At 43.4% G+C, this 24643-nt stretch carries 37 protein-coding genes, 1 tRNA gene and 1 other RNA gene; 22 read left to right on the forward strand and 17 right to left on the reverse strand.

Annotation, left to right across the window (positions count from 1 at the left end; genetic code table 11):
- The first annotated feature begins 231 nt into the window (after nucleotides 1–231).
- Both prmB and aroC read left to right on the forward strand, forming a co-directional pair.
- Nucleotides 232–1398: a 50S ribosomal protein L3 N(5)-glutamine methyltransferase gene (gene prmB, locus Q6344_04440; GenBank protein ID WLG14588.1), complete on the forward strand. Its 1167-nt coding sequence runs from the start codon at nucleotides 232–234 to the stop codon at nucleotides 1396–1398.
- Between the two features lie 104 nt (nucleotides 1399–1502).
- On the forward strand, nucleotides 1503–2606 hold the full coding sequence (aroC, locus tag Q6344_04445; protein ID WLG14589.1) for a chorismate synthase: 1104 nt from the start codon (nucleotides 1503–1505) through the stop codon (nucleotides 2604–2606).
- 139 nt (nucleotides 2607–2745) lie between these two features.
- Here the strand turns inward: aroC and Q6344_04450 are convergent, their stop codons facing one another.
- The 3 genes from Q6344_04450 to Q6344_04460 all read right to left on the reverse strand — a co-directional run bounded on the left by Q6344_04450 (nucleotide 2746) and on the right by Q6344_04460 (nucleotide 5726).
- Complete coding sequence (locus Q6344_04450) at nucleotides 2746–2946, reverse strand: hypothetical protein (protein WLG14590.1); 201 nt, start codon at nucleotides 2944–2946, stop codon at nucleotides 2746–2748.
- A 116-nt stretch (nucleotides 2947–3062) separates the two neighbouring features.
- A complete protein-coding gene (gene creC / locus Q6344_04455; protein ID WLG14591.1) occupies nucleotides 3063–4862 on the reverse strand; it encodes a two-component system sensor histidine kinase CreC in 1800 nt (599 codons plus the stop codon).
- Between the two features lie 69 nt (nucleotides 4863–4931).
- The gene (locus Q6344_04460) at nucleotides 4932–5726 is read right to left on the reverse strand and encodes a response regulator (protein ID WLG14592.1); all 795 of its coding nucleotides are present in this window, start codon (nucleotides 5724–5726) and stop codon (nucleotides 4932–4934) included.
- Between the two features lie 363 nt (nucleotides 5727–6089).
- Between Q6344_04460 and Q6344_04465 the strand changes: the two genes are divergently transcribed.
- Nucleotides 6090–6761 carry a dienelactone hydrolase family protein gene (locus tag Q6344_04465; GenBank protein WLG14593.1) on the forward strand — a complete coding sequence of 224 codons (672 nt, stop codon included), beginning with the start codon at nucleotides 6090–6092 and terminating at the stop codon, nucleotides 6759–6761.
- An 85-nt stretch (nucleotides 6762–6846) separates the two neighbouring features.
- Nucleotides 6847–7224, forward strand: a transfer-messenger RNA (tmRNA) gene (ssrA, locus tag Q6344_04470).
- A gap of 197 nt (nucleotides 7225–7421) precedes the next feature.
- On the opposite strand, the gene Q6344_04475 is transcribed toward ssrA, so the two are convergent.
- The 12 genes from Q6344_04475 to Q6344_04530 all read right to left on the reverse strand — a co-directional run bounded on the left by Q6344_04475 (nucleotide 7422) and on the right by Q6344_04530 (nucleotide 14834).
- Entirely contained in the window at nucleotides 7422–7835 is a 414-nt protein-coding gene (locus Q6344_04475) for a hypothetical protein (GenBank protein WLG14594.1), read from the reverse strand.
- Nucleotides 7808–8107 (reverse strand): excalibur calcium-binding domain-containing protein, encoded by a 300-nt coding sequence (locus Q6344_04480; protein ID WLG14595.1) that lies wholly within the window; start codon nucleotides 8105–8107, stop codon nucleotides 7808–7810. The genes Q6344_04475 and Q6344_04480 overlap by 28 nt, the downstream gene beginning before the upstream one ends.
- 138 nt (nucleotides 8108–8245) lie before the next feature.
- Nucleotides 8246–9400: a tyrosine-type recombinase/integrase gene (locus Q6344_04485; protein WLG14596.1), complete on the reverse strand. Its 1155-nt coding sequence runs from the start codon at nucleotides 9398–9400 to the stop codon at nucleotides 8246–8248.
- Nucleotides 9401–9592: 192 nt separating this feature from the next.
- On the reverse strand, nucleotides 9593–9817 hold the full coding sequence (locus Q6344_04490) for a hypothetical protein (GenBank protein ID WLG14597.1): 225 nt from the start codon (nucleotides 9815–9817) through the stop codon (nucleotides 9593–9595).
- On the reverse strand, nucleotides 9801–10385 hold the full coding sequence (locus Q6344_04495) for a hypothetical protein (GenBank protein WLG14598.1): 585 nt from the start codon (nucleotides 10383–10385) through the stop codon (nucleotides 9801–9803). The genes Q6344_04490 and Q6344_04495 overlap by 17 nt, the downstream gene beginning before the upstream one ends.
- Before the next feature lie 2 nt (nucleotides 10386–10387).
- A complete protein-coding gene (locus Q6344_04500; protein ID WLG14599.1) occupies nucleotides 10388–11239 on the reverse strand; it encodes a hypothetical protein in 852 nt (283 codons plus the stop codon).
- A gap of 2 nt (nucleotides 11240–11241) precedes the next feature.
- Nucleotides 11242–11439 carry a TraR/DksA C4-type zinc finger protein gene (locus tag Q6344_04505; protein ID WLG14600.1) on the reverse strand — a complete coding sequence of 66 codons (198 nt, stop codon included), beginning with the start codon at nucleotides 11437–11439 and terminating at the stop codon, nucleotides 11242–11244.
- Nucleotides 11439–12152, reverse strand: a complete 714-nt coding sequence (locus Q6344_04510; protein WLG14601.1) for a hypothetical protein — start codon at nucleotides 12150–12152, stop codon at nucleotides 11439–11441. Before Q6344_04510 ends, Q6344_04505 begins: the two co-directional genes overlap by 1 nt.
- Nucleotides 12145–12942 (reverse strand): hypothetical protein, encoded by a 798-nt coding sequence (locus tag Q6344_04515; protein ID WLG14602.1) that lies wholly within the window; start codon nucleotides 12940–12942, stop codon nucleotides 12145–12147. The genes Q6344_04510 and Q6344_04515 overlap by 8 nt, the downstream gene beginning before the upstream one ends.
- The gene (locus Q6344_04520) at nucleotides 12935–13912 is read right to left on the reverse strand and encodes a hypothetical protein (protein WLG14603.1); all 978 of its coding nucleotides are present in this window, start codon (nucleotides 13910–13912) and stop codon (nucleotides 12935–12937) included. Before Q6344_04520 ends, Q6344_04515 begins: the two co-directional genes overlap by 8 nt.
- A complete protein-coding gene (locus Q6344_04525) occupies nucleotides 13909–14544 on the reverse strand; it encodes a hypothetical protein (protein WLG14604.1) in 636 nt (211 codons plus the stop codon). Before Q6344_04525 ends, Q6344_04520 begins: the two co-directional genes overlap by 4 nt.
- Nucleotides 14544–14834: a hypothetical protein gene (locus Q6344_04530; protein ID WLG14605.1), complete on the reverse strand. Its 291-nt coding sequence runs from the start codon at nucleotides 14832–14834 to the stop codon at nucleotides 14544–14546. The genes Q6344_04525 and Q6344_04530 overlap by 1 nt, the downstream gene beginning before the upstream one ends.
- A gap of 170 nt (nucleotides 14835–15004) precedes the next feature.
- On the opposite strand from Q6344_04530, the gene Q6344_04535 reads away from it, so the two are divergent.
- Nucleotides 15005–15325: a hypothetical protein gene (locus tag Q6344_04535; GenBank protein ID WLG14606.1), complete on the forward strand. Its 321-nt coding sequence runs from the start codon at nucleotides 15005–15007 to the stop codon at nucleotides 15323–15325.
- 403 nt (nucleotides 15326–15728) lie between these two features.
- Here Q6344_04535 and Q6344_04540 read toward each other — a convergent pair whose 3' ends face one another.
- Complete coding sequence (locus Q6344_04540; protein ID WLG14607.1) at nucleotides 15729–15950, reverse strand: hypothetical protein; 222 nt, start codon at nucleotides 15948–15950, stop codon at nucleotides 15729–15731.
- Nucleotides 15951–16114: 164 nt separating this feature from the next.
- Entirely contained in the window at nucleotides 16115–16840 is a 726-nt protein-coding gene (locus Q6344_04545; protein ID WLG14608.1) for an XRE family transcriptional regulator, read from the reverse strand.
- Between the two features lie 137 nt (nucleotides 16841–16977).
- Here Q6344_04545 and Q6344_04550 point away from each other — a divergent pair, with 137 nt between their 5' ends.
- The 17 genes from Q6344_04550 (at nucleotide 16978) to Q6344_04630 (ending at nucleotide 24624) form a co-directional block, all read left to right on the forward strand.
- Nucleotides 16978–17202 (forward strand): Cro/CI family transcriptional regulator, encoded by a 225-nt coding sequence (locus Q6344_04550; protein WLG14609.1) that lies wholly within the window; start codon nucleotides 16978–16980, stop codon nucleotides 17200–17202.
- Between the two features lie 54 nt (nucleotides 17203–17256).
- On the forward strand, nucleotides 17257–17706 hold the full coding sequence (locus Q6344_04555) for a phage regulatory CII family protein (protein ID WLG14610.1): 450 nt from the start codon (nucleotides 17257–17259) through the stop codon (nucleotides 17704–17706).
- The gene (locus Q6344_04560; GenBank protein WLG14611.1) at nucleotides 17699–17896 is read left to right on the forward strand and encodes a hypothetical protein; all 198 of its coding nucleotides are present in this window, start codon (nucleotides 17699–17701) and stop codon (nucleotides 17894–17896) included. The genes Q6344_04555 and Q6344_04560 overlap by 8 nt, the downstream gene beginning before the upstream one ends.
- A 46-nt stretch (nucleotides 17897–17942) precedes the next feature.
- Nucleotides 17943–18665: a phage regulatory protein/antirepressor Ant gene (locus tag Q6344_04565; protein WLG14612.1), complete on the forward strand. Its 723-nt coding sequence runs from the start codon at nucleotides 17943–17945 to the stop codon at nucleotides 18663–18665.
- Entirely contained in the window at nucleotides 18665–20182 is a 1518-nt protein-coding gene (locus Q6344_04570) for a DUF1376 domain-containing protein (GenBank protein ID WLG14613.1), read from the forward strand. Before Q6344_04565 ends, Q6344_04570 begins: the two co-directional genes overlap by 1 nt.
- Nucleotides 20179–20964, forward strand: coding sequence for a DNA cytosine methyltransferase (locus Q6344_04575; protein WLG14614.1), 786 nt, complete (start codon nucleotides 20179–20181; stop codon nucleotides 20962–20964). Before Q6344_04570 ends, Q6344_04575 begins: the two co-directional genes overlap by 4 nt.
- Nucleotides 20961–21161: a hypothetical protein gene (locus Q6344_04580; GenBank protein ID WLG14615.1), complete on the forward strand. Its 201-nt coding sequence runs from the start codon at nucleotides 20961–20963 to the stop codon at nucleotides 21159–21161. The genes Q6344_04575 and Q6344_04580 overlap by 4 nt, the downstream gene beginning before the upstream one ends.
- The gene (locus Q6344_04585; GenBank protein ID WLG14616.1) at nucleotides 21158–21502 is read left to right on the forward strand and encodes a DUF1064 domain-containing protein; all 345 of its coding nucleotides are present in this window, start codon (nucleotides 21158–21160) and stop codon (nucleotides 21500–21502) included. The genes Q6344_04580 and Q6344_04585 overlap by 4 nt, the downstream gene beginning before the upstream one ends.
- Nucleotides 21503–21530: 28 nt before the next feature.
- Nucleotides 21531–21749, forward strand: a complete 219-nt coding sequence (locus Q6344_04590; protein ID WLG14617.1) for a hypothetical protein — start codon at nucleotides 21531–21533, stop codon at nucleotides 21747–21749.
- A 14-nt stretch (nucleotides 21750–21763) separates the two neighbouring features.
- The gene (locus Q6344_04595) at nucleotides 21764–21946 is read left to right on the forward strand and encodes a hypothetical protein (GenBank protein ID WLG14618.1); all 183 of its coding nucleotides are present in this window, start codon (nucleotides 21764–21766) and stop codon (nucleotides 21944–21946) included.
- A gap of 181 nt (nucleotides 21947–22127) precedes the next feature.
- Nucleotides 22128–22568: a hypothetical protein gene (locus Q6344_04600; GenBank protein ID WLG14619.1), complete on the forward strand. Its 441-nt coding sequence runs from the start codon at nucleotides 22128–22130 to the stop codon at nucleotides 22566–22568.
- A 103-nt stretch (nucleotides 22569–22671) separates the two neighbouring features.
- Nucleotides 22672–22745, forward strand: a tRNA-OTHER gene (locus tag Q6344_04605).
- 71 nt (nucleotides 22746–22816) lie between these two features.
- The gene (locus tag Q6344_04610; protein WLG14620.1) at nucleotides 22817–23173 is read left to right on the forward strand and encodes a hypothetical protein; all 357 of its coding nucleotides are present in this window, start codon (nucleotides 22817–22819) and stop codon (nucleotides 23171–23173) included.
- Nucleotides 23174–23263: 90 nt separating this feature from the next.
- Nucleotides 23264–23446, forward strand: coding sequence for a hypothetical protein (locus Q6344_04615; GenBank protein ID WLG14621.1), 183 nt, complete (start codon nucleotides 23264–23266; stop codon nucleotides 23444–23446).
- Nucleotides 23427–23771: an HNH endonuclease signature motif containing protein gene (locus Q6344_04620; GenBank protein ID WLG14622.1), complete on the forward strand. Its 345-nt coding sequence runs from the start codon at nucleotides 23427–23429 to the stop codon at nucleotides 23769–23771. Before Q6344_04615 ends, Q6344_04620 begins: the two co-directional genes overlap by 20 nt.
- Before the next feature lie 123 nt (nucleotides 23772–23894).
- Nucleotides 23895–24371 carry a phage terminase small subunit P27 family gene (locus tag Q6344_04625; protein ID WLG14623.1) on the forward strand — a complete coding sequence of 159 codons (477 nt, stop codon included), beginning with the start codon at nucleotides 23895–23897 and terminating at the stop codon, nucleotides 24369–24371.
- A 34-nt stretch (nucleotides 24372–24405) separates the two neighbouring features.
- A complete protein-coding gene (locus tag Q6344_04630; GenBank protein WLG14624.1) occupies nucleotides 24406–24624 on the forward strand; it encodes a hypothetical protein in 219 nt (72 codons plus the stop codon).
- Nucleotides 24625–24643 lie beyond the last annotated feature (19 nt).

Below are 24643 nucleotides of genomic sequence, written 5' to 3' on the forward strand. Positions count from 1 at the left end.
ATAACTGAGCGAGGGTATGCATAAGATGATGCGCTATTCTTACTTGCAGTCCTCATTATTCACGTTGTTTTTAGAACCATTTTTATGAATATAAAACTGCAAAAATTGGCGCAACTTAGCGTTTATGTCTATAATGGTGAATAAATTTTTATTTAATAGATCGGCTTTTAATAAAAGGCGTTTTAACCCATCCGCATGTAGTCAGTGAACATGTAATCAGCAAGGTGCGATATGTCAGAAGACCAAACAATGAGCGCAGAAGAGTTTCAAAATCAATACTTCAATGACGATGGTCTAGAGAGTGAAATGGTGTTTGATTTAGAGAGTGGGATTCTGGGTGAAGACGATCAATTTGCCAATTTGCCTGCAGAATTAGAAGAGGCCCGCGAGCAATTGGTCAGTATTCGTGATTTTATTCGCTTTTCGGTCACACAGCTTCGTAATTATGATGTGGTCGTTGCACAAGGCACCACCGATGAGTTTGCTGAAGCATCCGCCATTGTTTTGCATTCTCTGGCTTTAGACTGGTCAGCCAATGAGCAGATTCTCGATTGTCGCTTGACCACCTCAGAGAAGCAGTTGGTACTGAGTTTATTAGAAGAGCGTATCGCTGAGCGTAAACCATTAAGCTATTTGATTAACTTATCATACTTCTGTGATTTGCCTTTTTATGTCGATGAGCGTGTACTAATTCCAAGATCGCCTATCGCAGAATTGATTCGTCAGCAGTTCCATCCATATTTTGATGTCAATGAGCTTGCCAAGCCACTTGGTAAGAGCGTCAACGAACAAGCTGCTGCATTTTATGATCACGGTTTAGAGGTCAAGCAGCTGTCGCAGCCTGAACGTATTTTAGACTTATGCACGGGCTCTGGTTGTATTGCTATTGCACTTGCGACGCGTTTCGTTGATGCGCTGGTTGATGCTGTTGATATCGATAAAAGCGCGCTTGAAGTAGCCATGGTTAACGTCGATCATCATGATCTTGGGCATCAGGTTAATGTGATTGAGTCCGATCTGTTTGCTAAGATTCCTGCTGAACACCAGTATGAGCTGATCGTCACCAATCCGCCGTATGTCGATGCGGCTATTATGGCAGAGCTGCCACCTGAATTTTTATATGAGCCAGAGCATGCGCTAGCCGCGGGTCAAGATGGGCTGGATTTGGTGCATCGTATTTTGTTTGAAGCGCCAGATTATCTAAGTCCAGAAGGCTTGCTTGTCTGCGAAGTGGGTGATAGTGAGTGGGCATTAAAGCAAGCCTATCCTGAAATCCAGTTTGACTGGTTGAAATTTGCCCACGGTGGTCACGGTGTCTTTGCGATTACCTATGATGAGCTCATGGCGCATCGTGAGCTGTTCAATGCTTACGTGCAACTGTTAGATAGCATTCAATAGAACTGTCAGGTAATAGAGCTATCGAGTACTAGAACTGTTGAGTAATAGAACCATCGAGATTTACGCGATACTCAAAAATTGACTTCATTTATTTAAGGATAAATATGGCAGGCAATAGCATTGGACAGGTTTTTACGGTCACCACGTGCGGCGAGTCGCATGGTGCAGGTCTCATGGCAATCGTCGATGGCGTGCCACCGGGTTTAGCCTTATCTGCAGATGATTTACAAATAGATTTAGATCGCCGCAAACCGGGCACGTCTAAATACTCCACCCAGCGCCGCGAGTCCGATGAAGTTGAGATTATTTCTGGTGTGTTTGAGGGTAAGACGACTGGTACGTCTATTGGCCTGCTGATTCGTAATACCAATCAAAAATCCAAAGACTATGGCGAGATTAAAGACACGTTTCGCCCCGGTCATGCCGACTATACCTATAGCATGAAATATGGTTTTCGTGATTATCGTGGCGGCGGGCGCTCCTCAGCGCGCGAGACTGCGATGCGCGTGGCGGCAGGTGCTATCGCTAAAAAATATCTACAAGAGCGCTTAGGTGTGCAAGTCCGTGGTCACGTCACCCAAATTGGCAATGAGTACAGTAATGTCCTAAACCCAAGCCAAATTGATTGGGACTTTGTGAATAGCAATCCGTTTTTTTGCGCCGATGCCGATGCTGTCAGTCGTTTTGAGACCTTGATAGACAGTTTGCGCCGTGAAGGCACTAGCTGCGGGGCACGCCTTGAAATTATTGCCAGTGGTGTGCCAGTCGGACTTGGCGAGCCAGTATTTGATCGTTTAGATGCAGATATTGCCCATGCGATGATGAGCATCAATGCTGTTAAAGGCGTTGAGGTCGGCGACGGCATGGCAGTGGCAGGGCAGTTCGGTCATAGCTCTCGTGATGAGCTGACGCCAGACGGTTTCACTGCCAATCATGCTGGTGGTATTTTGGGTGGCATCTCGTCAGGGCAAGATATCCGTGTCAGTATTGCGCTTAAGCCAACCTCTAGTATTACGACGGCTGGCAAGAGTATCAATACACAAGGTGAGTCGGTTGATATGCTGACCAAAGGTCGTCATGACCCTTGTGTTGGTGTACGTGCCGCGCCCATCGCAGAAGCCATGCTGGCCATTGTCTTGCTCGATCACTATTTGCGCCATCGCGGCCAAAATGCAGATGTTAAGCCGCCGGTTGAATCGATTACTTAGATTGTTTGTCGCAAAATTATAAACCCTCTATCATTTCTTGTTAGAAATGATAGAGGGTTTTTTTTGACTGATTTTTTATAAATAATTAACAAGCCAGCAACTTAGTTGATAAGATTTAATCAGTAAATTGAATGAAATTTTAAGCCGCTACTTGATAGTGGTCAATAGCCACACATTGCTGGTGGCGAAATACCAATAGCAGTTGTTGACTGGGAATGGCTAACCAATGCCCAAAAGCGATACTATCAATCCCTTCACCTGACAGCGCTTGTAGGCAAAAATGACGACTACCGCCTAAGCAGTTTTTTATAATTTGATTTTGTTCAATAGCATCTTTCATGGCCTTTCTATCCTTAATATGGATTACGAATTTGAATAACGCTATCTTAAAATAAGCAGATAGAAAACCTGTGTAGGAACGATGGAAAATTCATGAACTGGCATAGATGTTTATTTTTAAGCCAATGGTAGGGTTAAGCTAACCATGACACCAGAACGCTGATTCTTATCAGTACCAATTTTATTGTTATCATCATGGACGTTATTAATAGTTACCTGACCGCCATGATGCTCAATAACTTGCTTCACAAGGGTTAAACCAAGGCCAGTTCCTTTTTTTAAGGTATTGCTAGCCATGCTAGACTGTGTTTGCGTAGTATCGGATGTTGAGTGACTCTCTGCTGAAAAGTCTGATAGATGCTCTGAGGTTTTTTCAGGAGCTTGACTCTGATGCGATAAGCTAAAATAACGGTCAAACGCTTTATCAACGGCATACTCAGGGAGCAATTTACCATTATTAAAGATATCAATAGTCACAGTTTGCGCTGAACCATGTTGCTCGATGCTGTGCAGATAAATAACGACTGTGCTATCGGCAAAATGAATGGCATTGTCCAATACATTTTGCAGCACTTGTACCAACCAAAACTGGTCAGCGAAAACGCTGGTATTTGCCAAGGCATTTGGTGATAAAGTCGCTGTTTCAGTCACTCGTTTATCATCAAGATAGATGTCGATAGGCGCTAGGTGCTGCTGTTGCAATTTAGCGCTGTTGTCTTTTGCAAGAGTTTGCAACAACGGTAGTAGAGGGGTCAGCTGCCGATTCAGCTTAAAAGTCGGTTGCTCAACCTTAGCAAGTAATAGCAGCCGATCAATCAATTGCTGCATTTTGATACTTTGTTCACCAATGGACTGGATGAGCATCTGTTGATCTTCTTTATCGAGCCCATCATCTTCTAGCAACTCACTACTGGCACGAATGGCGGTTAACGGGCTTTTGAGCTCATGGGTCAGGGTATGAACGTAGTCGGTGACATAGGCGCGATTTTCCAATCGATGTTTCATAGACTCAATGGTATCCGTTAGGCTATTAAGTTCATGACCTAAGTAAAAATAGGGCTTTTTGGTGTCTTCTGCCAGTGCACTGGTATATTGGGTCACCAAACTGATGCTTTGCTTGAGCCACCATGCGACCAGTCCTGCTAATATAAGGGCAGCAATACTCATGAGCAGTGCTGTGATAAGCATGCGATTGCGCGTATCGTCCAAATAAGGCAACACGCTAGCGACAGGTTTGCCAACGCTGATGATACCAATCAAGTTGCCAGTTTCATCCTTTATCGGCTGTGCCACATACATCACCGTACCATCTCGCTGATTATGATCTAGCGTTGTACTTCTCGCGCCATACTGACCATTTAACGTTAGATAGACATCATTCCAGCGGCTGTAATCTTGTCCTTCATCATTGTCAGGTTCGGGTAGTGAGTCGTATATGACAATCCCTTTATTATCGGTGACATATATCCGAAAGCTGCTAGGGCTTTTATTTTTATATTCTGGATCTGTTGTTTTACTTATCGTGGGCGCACCGATAAATGCCGTATCGAGTTTAGTTTGGTACTCTTCATCGTATAATTGTCCTGAAGATAACGGTATCTGCAAACTTGCTGCCAGCAATTTGCTGGTATCTAACAACGTATCTTCGATGACTTGCTGCGCCGTCGGTTTGACATAACCAAATAGCTGAGTAAATGCGACCACACCGCAGATAATCAGCACTAACGCCAACGCGAGCCAAATCCTAAAAAATATACTTAAATTCAGCAGTCGTTTTGGTTTAGTCGTTTGCTGCGCGGTGCCGATAGGATGCAGTTTTGCATACCAATTACTTTGGCTGACATGCGCGCTGTTATTAGCCTTATTAATATGAGTATTAGAATGGCTGTTAGCACTATCGTTGGTTTTATGATTCATATTTTTAGGTGTATTATTTGATGTTATAGAATATCGGTTTTAATAAAAATATGGCTATGGGTAGTGCAGCTAGGCGGGACACAAGGCGTAACCCAAGCCACGATGGGTATGGATAACATCAATGCTCGCGTCGACGGTCGCTAGTTGCTTACGAATGGACTTGATATGACTGTCTATAGTTCTCGCTAAGCGATGATCGGGATAGTCGCTCACAGCGCCGAGCAGTTGCTCACGACTAAAGACTTGATTGGGCGCTTTTAACAAGGTCAATAAGATTTTGCGTTCGGTGTTACTTAGCTCAAGCTTCTGCTCTTGCCACATTAACGAATAATTAAGCGGTTGGTAGTGCCAGATGCCAGACTGACATTCAAAGGTTAACGCCTGCCCCGACATAGTATTTGGAGAGGCAGGGTTGGCTGTATCGCTTGCTTCTGTTGTATGGGAGGTGGAGGACTGAGACAATAATTGCTCACGTCGCCAAATGGCTTTTAGACGGGCAACCAACTCGCGCGGGCTAAAGGGCTTGGCACAATAGTCATCGCCGCCCATTTCTAAACCCAAAATACGATCGACCTCATCGCTACGAGCCGTCAAGAAGATGATAGGAATGTCTTTTAAGCCGTTAATATCAGGGGTGTGGCGTATTTGTTGACAGAGACTGAGACCATCGCCATCTGGCAACCCAACATCTAAAATAATCGCCGATAGATTTTGCGCTTCAGCGCTTTTATGTAAATTGCGCAGCATTGGTAATACACTGCTCGCATTATCGAGCCAAGTGATTTGCCAGCCTTCACGCTTGCAAGTGACTTTCAGTGACATCGCGATAGCAGGATCGTCTTCTACCAGTAAAATATGGGTCATAAGCGTTATATCGCTATATAAAGAAAAACTATTTAAGATGAAGGGGTTATTAATATCTAATGAGATACGAACATTGAAAAATGAGTGTAGGGCATCATACAGTAGTAGCTAGAGTGTTATCTAGGTTGATAAATTTATCGTAGCACAAAAGTCGCACTCGCTTTTGCTATCAGGCCTTAAAAGATGTGAAAAGTTGATGGAAATAGGCATTATTAGCGAAGACTTTTTTGACTAGCGGTTTTGATGAAAGGCTGTAAAATAATCAGTATTATTATAAAAAATATTGAAATATAGTGCGAATGTCAGTTTTACTAAAAATAAGTTTGATGTACCTACCATTTTTATTTAAAGGAATTTAAAAATATGAGTGACTATTTAGATGCGGTCATCGTTGAGCATAATCCAACGCAAAAAAAGATAGATAGAGCCGTTATTTGGCTACATGGTTTAGGCGCGAGTGGTCATGATTTTGAGCCAGTGGTACCACAGCTCGGTTTAGCGGATAATATGGCAGTGCGTTTTATTTTCCCGCATGCACCAAAGCGCCCAGTGACGGTGAATGGTGGTATGGTCATGCCAGCATGGTACGACATCTTAGAGATGAGCCTAGAGCGTAAAGTCGATGTCGCTCAGATTGAAGAGTCTGCGCAGCAAATCCTTGATTTGATCAGCCGTGAGATAGAGCGTGGTGTTAAGCCTGAACACATTGTAATCGCAGGATTTTCGCAAGGTGGGGCAGTGGCATATCATGTGGCACTTGGCTACCCGCATCGTTTAGCTGGTTTGATGACACTCTCTACTTATCTAGCGACTAATGATAATATTAGCTATAGCGCTGCTAATAAAGACATGCCAATATTGATTGAGCATGGTACGCATGATCCAGTTGTTCCTGTAATTTTGGGCGAGCAGGCGCAGCAGTTATTATCCGCTAAAGGCTATAATGTTGTTTATCATACTTATCCGATGGCACATCAAGTTTGCATGCCGCAGATTCAAAATATCGGTAAATGGCTTAATAAAGTACTGGCTTAGAGAGTTCAGCTGTAACGTAATGTAATACAGATATTATATAGGTTGAAAGTCGACGTATAAGTCCTATATAATAGACGACCTTATTGGGGATGTTCTGGCTTCGACGCTGGTAATGAAACTCAATGATGCATGTCGAGAGTATATGTCCTCTCGTTAATCAAACATATATTGTTATAGTCGCAAACGACGAAAATTACGCTCTAGCAGCTTAAACCCTGTTTACATGGTTTAAACCTGTTTACTTAGTTGCTGATCACCTACAGTTGGTCAACTAAGTTGAAGCGTCCGCATGTAGGCTCGCCACAAGTGATTGTCTCAATCGCTTGGGTTCAAAAGTAGAGAATCGTCCAATCCATCCTGACTGTCGGATCGGTGCGGATTAAAACTAAAGACAGAAACTAAACATGTAGATTCATGAGCGTAATGCTGGCGGACGCGGGTTCAACTCCCGCCATCTCCACCAAATATTTTAAATAAAGTCAGTCACTTAGGTGGCTGGCTTTTTTTATGACATGATTTTGACATGATTGGCTGGCAAGAGTATGTCACTGTCCATTTTTGTATAGTGGTTCCAGGTTTATTATCAAGCTATATAATTTATCAATAATGAATTATTCATTAGCGCACTGCCTATAATCTGCTAAATCTACGCCAATTGCCTTACACACCCTCAAGCTTATCCCTCTGCTCATCACACATCTTCAACCCAACCTCTCTAACCTCGCTCAAATCAGCACCCTTCTTAATACTATAAGGTACGTTTGGAACCAGACCTGCTTTCTTTAGAGACTCTGCAGCCGCCTTATTAAGCGGAGTGCCAATAGAGGAATCATCAATATAGCCTGCAGGCTCAAAATACACCTCAGTACCAAACTCTGGATAGTAGACACAGGATATTTCACCTGATGTGGTAAAGGGGTAGGGGGTATCATGATCAGCGGACCAGAATATTTCATGCACTACAACATAGCCAGAAACAAATTGACTAGCGTAACTGTCATTTTGGGAAGAGGTGCATGCAGCTAACGATAAAACGGCAATGCCAATTAACCACCTGGGCAAATTGATTCGCATGGTACTCCGTCCTTGTCTCTATCTAGTTGCTTATGACCGCACTTCAGTGCTTGCTTAGCCTGCTCACAGTTGGCCATCTGGCCGCAAGTACTAGGTAAGCCTTTACACTGCGAACCGCCAGCACCTTTGACAAATAGTGGATGATCGACTTCGACAGACTCCTTCAACACTGTATTGCTATTGCTTTGAAACGGATTATCTACTGTATTAATTGCAGCATTAGATGAAAGTGCGAAGATAGATAGCACAGCGGCTAGTATTATTTTTTTCAAGCGTAGATTCCTTTTCTGTGAATTATTCTAATAATTATTAGTTTATAGTGATAATAAAGAAAAAAATATTCATCAACTTTAACTTATTAGCAGGATTAGGGCAATGTTGATGACTGCTTATAATCTATGATAGGTTATTCAGTTAGTTGTGAGCTTTGATATCTCAAGCTTGTTCTGATCGCCATGCAGCCAACGACCATATCGCTTAATGAGCATCTGTAAGCTATGGCCCAATTGGTTGGCGACAAATACTGGGTTTACGTCTGACATGAGCAACATCGTGGCATAAGTATGCCTGGCATTATATGCTGGGCGATGTCTTACCCTTGTAGACTTCATTGCTTCAATCAATCTCATGCGGGCAGGCTTTTCATTGTAGAAAGGCTCATTCGTTTCTGGACATATCATCACATAGTCATCACTCAGCTTCATAGCGTCCAGTGCTTCAAATGCACGCTTCGAGCGGTCATTCAAATATACTTCACGCGCTGTATGAGTTTTTGTGACTTGCTTCTCAATGCCGCGCACACGGCTTTTATTAATGATCACTGAGCCGTTGAACCAGTCGATATCTTTCCATCTTAGAGCATTCAGCTCACTAGGGCGACATCCAGTCCAAAACGCTACTTCAAAATACCAATAATAAAAATGGTCCTTATCTACTAAGTTCTTATCTAACCAATTCAGCAAGGCATTCATTTCATCTCGAGTGAATGGGTCAGGCAGTCCTGACTGCACCTTTTTATTTTTAATCATGGCCATTGGGTTTTCTGCAGGTGTGATCAATCGAAGCTCAATGGCTTTGTCAAAGACACCGCGCAGTGGCACCAGGCAATTATTAAAAGTCTTGTCAGACTTGAAGTTAATGTCAGAAATGATGTCACGTATTAGGTCAGACGTTATTTCGTGAATGGGTATCAGCGCCATTTCAGGCATCCAGTGCTTGTTCAATGCACTCACGTAGTCTTTTTTGGAGTCAGTATTGGCTTCACAGTGCTTCAGATACTTTTGGGCTATCTCTTGGAATAGGGCGCCATCACCGACGATAACGCTATCATCATTAACCATTTCGCCTTTAGCGCTGGCGAGGTCTACTTCTGTGAGCACACCCCATTCGGCTTTTGTGATTAGGTCGCGTCTAATTTTAGCAGCTGCTTTGATGCCTTCCGCAGTGACTGGGTGTGGGAGCGTGACGTGATGGGACTTACCGTCTCTGCTAAAGTAGATCTGAATGCGTCCCGATCTAAGCCGCACGCCTTGCGGTAACGTATGTCTGCTTGCTGTGTCATCCACTTGTTATATCCTCTTATTGAGTAATATATATTATTACTTTCTCGCGTCCAAACAACGTTTTCTGGCCAGTGTTGCTTACGGTGAGGAAGTTTCTGCTCAGCAATGCCCGTTAATTCAGAGAACTGCTTGGCGTCCACCCAGTCAAGGGGCGTTAAGCCCATTTGGCGAAGTAGGTCGATTATGGCTTGAGATTCATTTGGCATTAGTGGTCACCTCGCTTGCATTGTCGTTGATTTTTAGCGCGTCCTTCAGGTCGCATATCCAAACCTCCTTATCTCTAATACGCGATTCGCCTAGTACCCATGAGTATGACTCTACGCCATCGGGAGCGTCACGCACGATACTTCGAGACTTCTCAATGCCATGTATGCTTAAAATATCATGTGCATCATCAAGCGTCTTAATATCTCGTTTCACAATCGCTCTCCTTATGCAGATCAACAGAGAGGTAAAAATGCTCTGACTCCGTGTTGATGTTGTAATAATCTTCTTTGCAGTGTTCACAATATTCACATTCGCAAGTGTTCCTATCTTCAGTCCAAAACGCGGAATTGACCGAGGTTTGATTGAAGCCAAACGCAATGTATTTATCTTTATTTTGCTCTATTATTTCTGCTTGCTCTCTGAGCGTCGTATCGCAATTAGCATCAGCGTCGAACGCTTTGTATGCACTTACAACCTTATCAACATCTTTGGATTTAAAAAGCTGATAGTCGAATGTTGATTTAAGCGCAATTCGCTCACTATCTGTCAACCTTTCATCCCTCGCCAAATCCCATATTGCCTGAGTATCTTTTTCGGCATTAAATACTGACATCAGTCTGGAATAACTATGATTAGCATCAATAGACGATGGCAGCAATCCCAGATACTTTTCTTCTAAGGCTGTCCAAACGGCCATAGCACCACGCCATGCGTTTTGTGTTTCACCAATAAACTCTGCATAGCCATCGGCTTTAAAGCCGTATATTTCAGTTGTACTCACAATCACGCTCCTTGTACGAAATTTGGGTTTGGCTCAACAGGGTCAATAAAATGAACGAAGCGCCAAATATCACCGTTCATATCCATATAACCGTCATCATCATAATCAACAATGAGCTTTGCCCGGTATTCAGACATGTTTTTTGCAGCGTCTGGTGACTCATTACTAAATCCACATATCGCCCCAAAACCTTCATCAAGCCATTGCTGAGCTTCGTTCTTTGGGATTGGATGCTCATCAAGCAGAACCGCATGATGTTCTTCATCTGTAGCACCTGCAGATTGGCAGCTGGTCATGATATACATAAGGTTTTTGTTGCCGTTGAATGTAAATATATTAGTAATATGATTCAATGGTTTTGAGCTGTAGAGACGTATTGGCACATCTTTGAGCTTGTAATGTTTTCCAACGGTTTTACCTATCTTGCTTAAGCTCTTTAAGTAGCTGGCATTGATCAATATATTTTCGTCCTTCTCTGAATTTATATTGTCGATGTAGCCTGAAATAACACGCTTAACGTCTGGATATTTGCCATCAATCAAGCCTTTAAATCTTCTGAAGTCTTCGTCTTTAGCGCAAACAAGATCACCAGTTGAGGCTTCTAAATGAATGTGGTACTTGGTCTTGATAGCATCTTTGATGCAGCGACGATTAAGGATGTAAGAGAAGTCATCGCCTTGATAGTTCTCACTAACGATCCAGCGCAATAGTTGACGACCATCAGTAGAGTAAGCCAACACTTTGTTGTCACCGCCGACGAAGTAAACACCTTCCAAGTAGTATCTAACATCTGATTTGGCAGCGGCGCATAACATAGCTTTTAAGTAAGCTGTTTTTAATTCGATTAGGTCCATAACTATCTCCGCCCTTCAAAATGATTTTGACAGTCAACGCACCTGGTAACACCACCAATGGCGCGTCGCTTGCTTGGTATTTCTTCACCGCATGCTTGGCGATCAAGCAATGACGGCATACTAAACGTTGGTAAGACACGCAGACGAGCTGCCATCTCAGCATCTATGCGCTCACCAGCGCGATCAATATCATCAGCCATTAGTCATCAACCTTTTTAAATTCAATCACCCAAACCCACGGGTTTGTAAACCATGCGTCATCGCCATGCTTTGCCATCCAGTAGGTAATAAACGCAGATAAAGGTCTTGGCTTTAACCTTTCATAACCAGAAAAATCAAAGCAACCTTCTACCTCCGCACTAGCTGCGTCAATATCCTGCACACGCTCGATACGAATATCGGTTATCTCCAAAAGTAGGCGACTAGCCCATTTGCGCATCTGCAAAGCGTTAAACCACATCATGGAGTCTGGGTTGTCCCGTCCTGCCTTGTATATGACGTGTTCAGAAGTGCGCAATCTATTGGGAATTTCTGATAACTTACTGCCGCACCCATCCCACTGGAAATAATTAGTGACGCTATCTTCATCTTCCCACGCATCATGACCAGCTGGCGGGTCAGGTATGAAATCCTCTTGCACCCACAGCCGATCACCGACTTTACCAAGCGGGCAAGGCGTAATACCTCTTTCAAATTTATTCGAATTAGGGTGTATTTCTCGCTTAGTAAGTAGACCAAATTTATTATTCATATAACCGATAGCTGGAGTGGTTAAGCCAGACAGATTAAAGTCAAACTCAAAACCATTAGAAGGATTTTCAACAATCACTCTATGCTGCGTCTTATGACCTACCAGCACTGCGTTGACTTCTTGCGCGCTAAATATTACTGGACGTTCAGTTGTATTATTCATAAGTATTTGCCTTTTTAAGATCATAAACCCATACCCAATCATTTCTATCCCATGCACCTACACCATGAAGAGAGTCCCAATAGACTGAAAAAGCGCTGCGCCATTCATCCCGATGAAAAACATTGGTTTTCATTCTAGAAGCAGGGTTTAAAAACCACTGTGATCCTTGTTCGCAAGACTGGATTAATAAACCACTTGCTAGCGCCTCAACCTCACTGATATCTTGAATGCGCTGAATTCTCACACTGGTTATTTCCGAAAAGCTACGACAAGCAAACCGCGGCATTTCTTCAGCACTGCGCCAATGAGGTAGGTTTTCGGGGTTACTGAAATCGAAGCGGTCCTTATCTTCCATTATTGGCACATTGCGCGCTAACAATTCTTCAACCACCGCAAATGGATAATTATCGTTGGGATTCGTTTCCATTTCTTCTTCGGTCAGATAGTGATGTGAGGTAGCGTAGCCGTCTCGGTACTCAATAGTCACTTCACCATCTTCAAAAGCCCAACTAATCGGTCTGTGTTCTTCTTGCGCCCACATTATGTCGCCAACCTTGAAGGGTGCGGCTTTACTACCTATAGCGCGTCGTCGCATAGCATCAAGAAAAGGTCTTACAGTAGCAAAACGTACACAGATATGGACGCCTTTACTTTCCCATGTCCAGTGACCTTGTGAATCAAGATAAGGTTGTGGCTCTAATGGCATTCTGTGTTGCAATTTTTTACGGTCACGCATAGCCGCTACTTCTTGCGCGGTCAAGATTATTGGACGTTCTTTTGTGTTACTCATGAGGAAAAACTCCTATATTGAAATGCTTGACGCACCAAGCTTTAGCTTCTTCTATCGTGTCAAAAAGACCATCATCTACGACCTGATCACCTACTTTTTTAAGGGCGGTGTAGGGTGATGATGTAGCAGCGGTTGTGTAAACATGATAGCTATCGCCATTATCTATAGTTGCTATCAGTGGAAATAAATTAGACGAAGGCATCTCACGAACCCAGTTAAGCAATCGAATGTTATCTACTGCGTATCGGCACGCTTTAATTAAATAAGGCTTATCATCAATATTGTCGAACACCCAGTCAAAGTATTCACGATCTTTAGCGTGACAAGCCATATCTTTAATAGCCTTGCCTTTGTGTTTACCAAAATCAAAGATGATAGGCGTTCTAACTTCCTCGCTGGCAAGATATAGCTGTTCCATACTGGTGATATTACCTAGCTCACATAAGTGCTCTAGCAGCCACAGCGTAAACGTCACATCGTAACCAGCGTCATGAGCATTGCGGCAATACTTACGTGCCAGCTCAGGATTGATCGCGTAGGTGAGTGCGCCTAGTGAGTGACTATCTAATTCGGGTAGCATTGCGCGTGCCAGCGCTTGAGTGCAAATTCGTTTGTACTGGCTAACATCGACACCGGCATTGGCAGCGACTTGAATGTCGTAATCTGCATTGTGAGCGATGATATAAGCCTCACCTTCAGGTAGCAGCGTTGGTATAAGGTCTTTATGGTTGTAAGTACCTTTTAAGTCATCCATCGTTATATGACTGACAGCCATAGCGCCATAACCAATAATACGATCAGGCGTACAAAGAATGGATGGGCTGCAAGGCGCATTTGCCAGATGATCTAAGTCTGCACATAGAAAACCTTGTTTATTAAATCGCACGTTACGCCACCCAAGCTGCGTCGCTTCCGCTTCTTTGCTAACATCCGTTGCTTCAAAATCTATAATCATTGCTGGCGTGTTCATCTTTTATCATCCTTATTATTCAGTACAAGGTTGGCGATAACTCCAAGCTCCACCATTGTCAGAGCCTTTAAAGTACGATTACCAACTTGGTTGATAGCATCCTTTATCTCGTATGCTAGCTTATCCTTATCCTTTTCATGATCGTAGCAATCACTACTAGCATACAAAGTTAAGTGAGAGTCATGAGTGTCTGCTTCGCGTTTAGAATCAATATGAAATCTACGATGGAAAGCTTTGTCCAACGTGAAATACTTTGTTCCAACCTTCTTAACGGTCACATTATCTGTGATAGGTGGTGCATTTCTTTGACGCTGAGTTAGGAGTAACTTTTGACCAACAATGGGTTTTGATTTTAGGAATGCCTGCTGACGCTCTTCCATTAGATCGTTGGCAAGGTCGCTACCTGCCAGCGGCTCATGACCAGGACAACCGCCACCAAATACATCAAAACCTTCGCAGTCGTCACCAACCGGCATAACAGTGTGACCTGCTTCTAACAGCTTGTTTAGTTCAACTCTTGCTTCAGCATCAGATAGAGGGTTACCGTTTCCATCTTCCAAAAAATCGATAGTGCCAACACGGTTGTTTCGAAGACATCCTGCTATAGACTGCTTTAAGTGATAGGTCGTCATCACTCCCTCCCATACGCATTAGAAATAAAAAGATTGGCATGACTCGCTGTTTTTGCCTGCTCAGATGCCTCGTAGACTTCTTCGTCAAACCCATTCATAGGGTCAGTAACGTAGTTGTCATCGTCTTGGGCTAGATACGCTTTATGTTCAGCAATCAGCGCGTCTTGACCTGCTTGTGAGCGATTAAATGCGTCATTGATGTGTTGCACGCCAGCCGTTGCTGCCGTCATACCAAGGATTAGTAGTGCAAGGATGCCGATGCTGGCTAGAAAGTCTTTGATTGAGTTCATAACAGTTACTCTGCGTCGTTGTGATGAATTATTATAGTTTTAACTATAAGTAACTGTCAATAGTTTTAACAATAAAAATAGTTTTAACTTTAAATTGTCGTTATAATAATTATTAATCACACACAAAAAAACCGCCATTTAGGCGGTTTGAATTGACGATTAGGTGGGTTATGGAGTTAATTTTTATAGGAATCTGTTTCATCTTACTGGCGATCGCTAATTTTATCAGGATTGCTTTCAATGTAGGCAAGTCTCATGGCTACCAGCAGGCTCGCAATGAGGATGCCACGTTGCTGCTAAGCGAACCTAAGGTAAAAAATGTAGGAAGTATTGAAGAGATGTCCAAGCATGTCGCCAATACATTGCTTTCAGAAGATAGTTTGAATAAAAAAACTATTTATATCGTGCGACCAAGTGACGCTCAGGCTGTGCAAAAACTATTTAAAGAGCGCGATAAGTGCAACCAGAACACCAAGCGTAGTGATTATTAGCATCCAAAGATTGAACCAGTTGAATTTATACCAACGAATAAAACGGTGTAGCAGTGCCGCTGTCCAGTGATATCTAATAATAGGTGTCAAAAAAACAAGTGACCCATAGTTCTTATAAGGGACTTCAGTTCCGTTATACCAGCGGCTAATAATCTGCGCCAAGCGCTGGAACTTTAAAGCGATCCATCTAATCATTTAAATTACTTTAACCAACAATAGGAAGTTTATATGAAACCCAATCCAGAAATCAGACTAGAGATAGTCCGCCTTTTATTACAGAATTCATCAGCGGATAATATCGATCATGATCGTATTATTGAGTCCGCTGATAAACTATCCCGCTTTGTTATTGATGGCAATCAAGTACGAACAACTTGCCAGCCAAAAATAATTATTGAATCCATCATTCAGGATCTGGACTCTCAAGGGCCTCTAGCGCTTGTTTTAGAAAAGTGGCTAATGCGGAACGAGCGTTTGCGTGCATTTTTTCGAGCGAGTCATCAAAAGGCACCCACAAGTCCACTTGGGCGGACTGCAACGGCATATCTTCACCGAGATCGCCATCCAAATAAACGCTAACTAGCGCCATGCCGTCAGTGGGTGAGCCTGAAAATTTAATATCCATATCATTCTCTTCATCAGTTTTAGCCAGTCTCAAGCGTGCTGGCTAGTACGCATCAAAACTAATCCCAATCCAATGCCTCACGATACACGCACCATCCTAATGGTGGTGTATCAACTGGCTTTGCATGCTTCAAAAAATGGCATACCCATACATACGCCCAATCATTAGTATTCGACATATTTACCCACCACCTTACCAACTAGATTGCATTCACCCATCGGCAGCATTTTTTGCTCATGCCAGTTTGGGTTAAGAGGTCTTAGATACATGTCATCTGAAGTCTCACCTAGTACCAGTTGCTTGAATGTGGCTTCGGTATCATGATTACATTGAACTATCACAAGATCGTTGTTCTTTAATGCAAACAACCCTGTTTCTGGCTCTACATAGATAATATCGCCTGGGTCAAACTTAGGAAGCATGCTTTCACCTCGTACAATTAAGGCAAAACCATTTTTTGATAGATTTTTTGGTCTTGATACTCTACCTATAGCATCATCAAAACAAACAGCATCTACGTTAGACCAACTGCCAGCAGCTACCCAGCTCAAAATAGGTACTTCGTCTGAGTTTTCAGCCATTGCCATGTTGGAAGTTCCCAATGGAGCTGTACTACTGTCCCTTACGCCGCCGTTCTCAATATCCCTTATTTTTTGGATTAAGTCATCACGGCTTGGCTTAGGCGCACTATCACCTTCTCCGTACATCAGCCAATCAGCATTGGTTTCTAGCACCCTAGCGATATCACTAATAAATCGTGAGCGTTTCGACTTGCCTGCCTCAAGCTGATAGTAACTAGGTTGCTTCATGCCCACAGCGTCTGCTACCTGTTGTTGCGACAGGTTCAGTTGCTCTCGAGCAAACTTCAATCTATCCGGTAGCGTGTTCATACTTTCCTCGATATTAAAATAAATAGTCAATATCCCATTTTATAGTCAAGACTATACAATAACAAACAGTTATAACTATTGATTATTTATAGTTAAAACAATATAATCTTATAAAATCAATAGTTAGGACAATATAAATGACACCTTCCCAAAAATCATACAAGCGGCTGGTTGCTCATTTTGGCGGACAGCAAAAGACAGCAGACGCTCTTGGTTGTACTCAGCCTTCAGTTTGGGCTTGGTTACAAGGGAATGCGCATATGTCTGCGGTATTGGCTTTAAAGGCAGAAAGACTTACCAATGGCGAAATATCTTCTTCCGAGCTTTGTCCAGCACTAGCATCACTTGAAGCCGTTAAGTAGATAATACAACCACGCACTCATCAACAACACGTTTTTATAAATAGGTAGGACACGATGGACGTAATAGACGCAGCACACAGCACAGTACATAACCCAAAGCATGGCGGCTCAACAGCCATTGCCGCACGCATGGGTATGTCGAGCACAGTATTAAACAATAAGGTTAATCCAAACACTGATAGTCATCATCTGCGCTTAGACGAAGCTTTGACCATCATGGAATACACCAACGACACGGCTATCATCCAAGCCATGGCCCAGCGTCTTGGCGGTGTGTTTTATCAGGTTGATGGTGAGGCGACGCAGGCAAGCATACTCATGACAGCACTATCTACGTCAGCATGCCAGGGCGACATTATGTCTGAGATGCACAAAGCGTTAGAAGACGGTCGTATCGATTGTAATGAGCATGACGCAATTCAAACGGCTATTCAGAACGCCATCGTAACGTTTCGCACATTGAGCGTTCAAATCGCAAAGCATTGTGGGGCTGACCATGTGTAACGACAAGTGCAAAATCTGCCGTTTAAGAGCGAGAGTAGAAGTCGCAATAAATGATGCAGATATCAAACGTGAGTTTGAGCGCATCGAGCGCAATCAAAAGATTATTGATTTGGGTGAGAAGCTAGAAGCGATTGATTACCTGAGAGCCAAACAAGCAAAAACCCCATCAGTTCGAGCTGATGGGGTTTAGGTGTTTCTTTAGAGCTATAAACTAAAATTGTTGAAGGAATTTTACAATGAATATTCAGAATTTGCAAATAAATAATAATCAGCGCATGTCTAGCCGTGAAATCGCAGAGCTGACAAATAAAGAGCACAAGAACGTGAAGCGTGATTGCTTGGTTATGTTTGATGAGCTCGAAATAGATGCGCTCATATTTGAGCGTATCTTTATTGACAACATGAACCGTCAGCAAACCGAATACCTGCTCAATAAAGACTTAACTATTACCTTGGTATCGGGTTATAACGCAAAAATTCGCTATCTAATCATTCAGCGCTGGCAAGAGTTAGAAGCGCAAGCCAGCGCGCCAGTTATTCCAGCCACACTATCTGAAGCATTACGCCTTGCTGCTGACCAAGCTGAGCTTATTGAAGATCAGCAATCACGCTTAGCACTTGCTGAGCCTAAAGCAGCTGCATTGGATGTTATCGACAGCGCTATGGGTAGTCTTAACGCGCGTGATACAGCTAAAACACTAGGCGTTCAACCACAGAAGTTCAATGCATGGTGTATTGCTCACAACTGGATGTACCGCGATAACAAAGACAAGCTGCAAATGTGTAGCAATCGCTTACAACAAGGCTTCATGTCACAACGCCCAGTAACTTACACCGTGCCAGTTAATCGCAATGGTGTCACTGTTTACGAAACACGCGCTACAACACAGCCACTATTCACGCCAAAGGGCTTAACCCATCTAGCGCGTCTATTCGCCATCGTTCATGAGGTGGCGTAATGCATTTCGTCAATCATAACTTCACTGACATCGACTTTGAAACCAAGCACATGAGCCGCATCGAGAAAACCATATATCTTGATTTGCGCTCATTGTACTTATCAGAAGAAAAGCCTATCGATGGCAGTGATATGGACCTATTACAGCGCCGCTTATCTGTCACTGACGACGCTGAACAGCAAGCGCTGGTATTCGTACTAAAAGACAAATTCACCAAGGCTGGCAAGCTATTCAAGCATCCAGTATGGGACAAGATAATCAAAGATTATAAATTTCAGCAGATCTCTACTGCACTTGGTGATATGACTAAGCGACTTAGAGCAGCTGGTGTAACTGTCGAATCGAATGCTGGCATGTCAGCTATTAGAGAGTTATACATCCAGCGCTTTGGTGGCGACAAGCTAACACGAATCACGAATAACGCTAATGTCATGACGAATGAAGCGAATGTGAAAGCGAATAGGGCGAATGATAAAGCGAGTGTCATGACGAACGAGGGCGAATACAAGCTAACTTCTAATGACGAACGTAAATTTATGGTTGATAGCCTTAAAGGTGTTGGCGAATCAGTCACGCTCAAGACTTCTATAACAACGCTTAGAGAGCTTTATAGCAAGCGCTTTAACAGTGATAGCAAAACAGATGCTACTAACGCTATCCATCAAGCGAATGGTATGACGAACACTAACGCTAATCCAATGACGAATGCAGTGAATGCAATCACGAATGAAATTAATGCGGAAAATGACACCATAACTACGAACCATGAACCAGAAACCAATAACCAGAAACCAGTTAGTGAAGACGCACACACAAACACAGGCGAGGTGATTGTGGATAAGTTTAATCATGGTTCTGTGGATAACTCTACTGATGACAATCAACCATCAGACAGCCAACCAGTACCAGTTGAACCAGTAGCATCACAGCCATCAGTCAACCAGCCAGCAACCAAAGCTGACCAGATACGCGACCAACGTGCTGATGATATTGAGAATTGGGAAGCACCAACCATTGACCAGATGCGCGGTGAATTATTCAAAGCAGGCAAGATGATTCAGCTAACCGATGAACAGTATCAGTTTGAAATCTCAGCATTCAAAGCTCATTACGCTGAGCAAGCGCTCAAAGGCAATCCACTGACCACAGAATCTTATCGCAAAGTAAAACTAATCAAATGGATGATACGTGAAGCAAACAACCAAAAAGCCGACCAAGCGCGTCAGGAAAAAGCCAAAGGTCGCTTCTCTACAGATAACGAAGATTGGGGCACCACAGCCAATAAAGGCAGCTCAAATTTTGACAGTGATTTACCGCCTATCTACCACCCCAGTCACAGCACTAGTGATGCCGCTGATGAGTATGCGCCTTTATCTCTGAATGGTTGTAAGCGCCCACCACTGGAAGGTATGACCACTGCGGAAACCGAGGCTTATGTAGATAGATATGTTCAGTCTGGTGAAGCTCGAGTAACAGCATATGATCGTTTATCAAGAGAAATGAAGGAGGCGGTGTGAGCGTAAAAGAACTCGCTTTGTTTGCCGGTCAAGGTGGTGGCATCTACGGATCAATGATACTGGGTTGGAATACAGTCGCGTACGTTGAGAAAAATAAATATTGTCAAAAAGTATTAAGACAACGCATGCAAGACGGGTGGTTTGATAACGGAGAAATTTATGATGACATCACAGAATTCAACGCAAACCACGCTCATAAGTACAGAGGACTCATCGACGTTATTACAGGCGGATTTCCATGTCAGCCGCACTCAGTGGCTGGAAAGCGCGAGGGAGCAAGTGACGAACGTTATCTCTGGTGTGAAATTGAAAAAACAATTGAGATTGTACGACCGGAAAGGCTCTTTTTTGAAAACGTCAGAGGCTTGCTCAGCGATGCAGCCATCATTGATGTTTGCAGAATTATCGAAGGTCTTGGATACCAGCTTAGCGCACCATTATTGCTTGGAAGTGACGATTGCGGAAACATACATGAGCGGAAACGAGTCTGGATTTACGCTACCGACCCCGCGCAGCAGCCGCGCAATGCATGCGGAACTGAAACTACCCAGCATAAGAAGCAATCAGCATCGGAATCTAGAAACAGCAATCAGCAATTTAGCAATGCCAGAATTAGAAGCTTTGAGCAGTTGTTATCAGAATCAAACGTACCTGAGCCCGTATTTTGCGGAATGGATGATGAATTACCCGATCGGCGCCAGCAGCTTACGGCGATTGGAAACGGACAAGATCCAATCGTGATGGCAACGGCTTATCGAATACTGAGTGGCGAGTTTTTATGAAAACCACAAAGGATCTCAATGTCTCAGGATTACAGAAAGCATATGACACAAAGGTATTTGCTCACAAAGGCTGGTCAGGACGGGTAAGAGTAGTTGCTGGAGATCCTTTCCATGATGACTATGCTAAGTGGGACGATTTTGGAAACGCTATAGATCACGAATATGGCGACATTAATTTAAAGGATGGTAAGAGATGAATAAGAACATACAAGCATTAGGCCGCATGAAGACGGGAACGATGAATAACACTGAAAAAGCCTATGCCCAGCACTTAGAAATGCAGCGCCGCGCAGGTGAGATTTCTTATTACTCTTTCGACGGCATCAACCTACGGTTAGCAGATAACACGTTTTACAAGCCAGACTTCTTGGTGATGCGCTCAGACGGGCAATTAGAAATACACGAAGTTAAAGGTCATTGGACTGACGATGCGCTTGTGAAGATTAAAGTCGCTGCTGATAAATTTCCGTTTAAGTTTATTGCAATCATGAAGCAGACCAAAAGGAATGGCGGTGGTTGGGATGTTCGAGACTTTTAACGTATATAAAGCACATGAAAGGTGAGCCATGAATGACCATCAAGCAACATGCGGCAACTGCCATCAAGTTATAAAGTTTTCAATTAGTGATTTAGAGCTCAGACCTAGACCTGCCGGCAGTGATTATCCTAATGGTTTTTTAATGATCAGGTGCTCAGATTGCGATTACCTTAACCCACCATCAGGCATGCTGGATTATGAATTAATACAAACAGAATGGGCAGCTCATGCCACCAACTCAGATTAAAGGAGTAGATGATTATGGATTGGAGATATTGGCCAGAATGCTGGCATGCGCTAATGGCGATGATTTATAACGTGGTATTGGTGCTAGCTGTGTCATGGGTTGTTATATCGCTATACAAGCTATCAGACTCATTGTTTGCATTACTTGGGTTCTTAGCGCTGCTGATGGTTGCAAGAGTTGGTTTTAAGCGGGATTAAGGAGAAGGGCTGTGAGGGGTGTAGAGCTTAAAAGCGAGTGGCGATGTAAGCACAGTGGTGAATTGGCGATTGTAAAATCATTGCCACAGCGCTGTGTTTTTTATGACATGGGTTCTAAAGAGTGCCATTCTGACATCGTTTATTTCTTGAATAATTTTGATCCAGTAAGTGAGGTGAGCGAGTGATAATTGATGAATTGGGTATCAAGGCAAAGTTGGCAATGTGGGGTCGTTGGGTAGGTCGTGGCAATATCGCAGCATCACCAGTGGGCGGTGGCAGTGTGGGTAGTTGCAGTCCGCTAGGTTATAAATCAGCATGGAGTCTTATATTGCCAGATAGTGGCGGTGGCGTTGATGTTGGTTGTGATGAGGCTATGCTGGATATTGAGCATGCTATGACATATCTCAAAGCGCATGACAGATATAACTATCGGTTGATCAAGCTCAAGTATCGATACGGCTATAGTTATCAGCGATTGGCGCAAAAGCTCACTAAGTCGGAGCCTGAGTATAGACGGGGTGGTACTAAGGCAGGGATGAAGATGTGTGATAAGCATTGTAAGAAGCTGGTCGATGCAGCAGAGATTGAGGTTGAGCGATTACTTGCATCCGAAACCGTTTGACTTTGACCGAGGTACATAGTATAAATGTGTTATATTGTCTGCATCCGCAGCGAAAAGGTGTTTAGTTAATTCTAAGCGCCTTTTTTATTGCTCTTATTATCCCGGCGGTAGCTCAGCAGGTAGAGCGCATTACACTGATGTATGAGGTCGCAGGTTCGAGTCCTGCCCAACGGGCCATATTATTGTTCCTTTGCTCACGTTAGAAATAGCGTGGGCTTTTTTATGCCCAGTATTTAATAGGTATTATTATGAGAGAGATTAAAGGTCACATCATCAATCCAACTAATGACACATTATCATTGGTAGCGATGGATGAAAAAGGGCAGGGTAACTCTAATCATCATTATCAAGTAACGCATGGTAATAGCACGCTAGTTGATGTTCGTTTCCAGAATGGTCCTATTAATGAGCACGGCGTAAACGGATTAACAAACGAAGTGTTGCTTGAGATTGTTGCAGACCGATTACGCGGTTTTCAAGACGGTGAATATCGCTGCAAAGAAAATGCTTGTGCATTGACTCACATTGAAGAAGCGCAGCACTGGTTGCAGCAGAGAACTATTGAGCGTATGCGTCGCGGTGTAGAAGGTACGCACAAAAAATAGCTATTAATTTAATAACATCCAATCGATTTACCCACGTTAGAAATAGCGTGGGCTTTTTTATATCTAACGTTTGGTCATGGAGTTGCTGTCATGTTGTACGAATACTCAGGCAAAGAGCTCTATGACAGCTACGACAAGGCTGAGACTCCTACACTCAAGGCGCATCAACGCAAGCTGTTGCAAGACCGTGCTGACCGTGGCAACACAGAAGCTAAGCAGCTCATTAAGTTTATCGAAGCCAAGGAAAGTACTCATGCCATCCACGCCATGTAGACAGTATCGCTGTCCAAACCTAACCACTCGTAAAGACAAAGGATACTGTGATGAGCATGCAGACCAACGAAGCAACTGGACCAAGCGACCAGACAGAACAGGCAGCACAACCAAGCGCGGTTATGGACATGCTTGGCGTAAGCTTCGTGCGCAAGTACTTGATCGTGATGGTAATCTTTGCATGGCTTGTAAGCGCTCAGGTAGATACGTGCCAGCCACCGACGTCGATCACATAATCAATAAGGCAAATGGCGGTACCGACGAGCTTGAAAACCTCCAATCGCTCTGTAAAAAATGTCACCGAACCAAAACAGCCAATGAATAAAGGGGGAGGGTACATCAATCCTTCAGCCGGAAGCCCCATGTGACCGCCCCCTAAGTCACATTTAAAACTCCGCGTAATTAAAAACTTAGGTCAAAAGCAAAATTTACAAAATTGGAGATTGAGATGGGCGGCGTTGCAACGGTATCAGGTCGTGGTCGCAAGCCAAAACCCACGAAGCAAAAACAGCTGGCGGGTAATCCCGGTAAGCGTGCACTGAATAATAATGAGCCTGAATTTACGAAGCTCACCAAAGTTGATGCACCTGCTTGGATGCCTGATATCGCTATTGGTATGTGGGAAACTATCATGCCGGACTTATTGGCCAATGAAGTTTTGACGGTACCGGATTTGCATAATGTTGAATCATTTTGTATGGCGTACTGTCGCTGGCGTGAAGCTGAACAAGATATTAACGAGAACGGCATTACCCTCCATACTGAAAAGACTGTCATTAAAAATCCAGCGGTAACAGTAGTCAATGAAGCCAAGCGTCAGATGGTGCAGTTTGGTAGTTTGCTTGGACTTGATCCTAGCAGTCGTCAAAGATTAATGGGTCCAAAAGGTGATCAAGGTAGTGGTAATCCATTTGCTGATTTGTAGTATGATTAAGCTTTAACATCCAAAGGTATTGATTATGAGTGCTGAAATAGTTGCTGCAGAAGCTATCATTGATAAGATAACGCTCATGTGCGCTAAAGGTCATCAACCTAAGTCCGTAAGAATGTCAGAGCAACAGCGAGACGCGCTTTTACATGAGGCTCATTATCAGTCGCTAAAAACAGAGCCTCGAGATACGTTCTTCGGTCTCCCTGTTGAAATAGCGCTGATAGATAGCTTTCAGATAGTTGTATAAGCTTGCAAAATAAAACACA

Source organism: Psychrobacter cibarius, from assembly GCA_030686115.1.
Classification (GTDB): Bacteria; Pseudomonadota; Gammaproteobacteria; order Pseudomonadales; family Moraxellaceae; genus Psychrobacter; species Psychrobacter cibarius_C.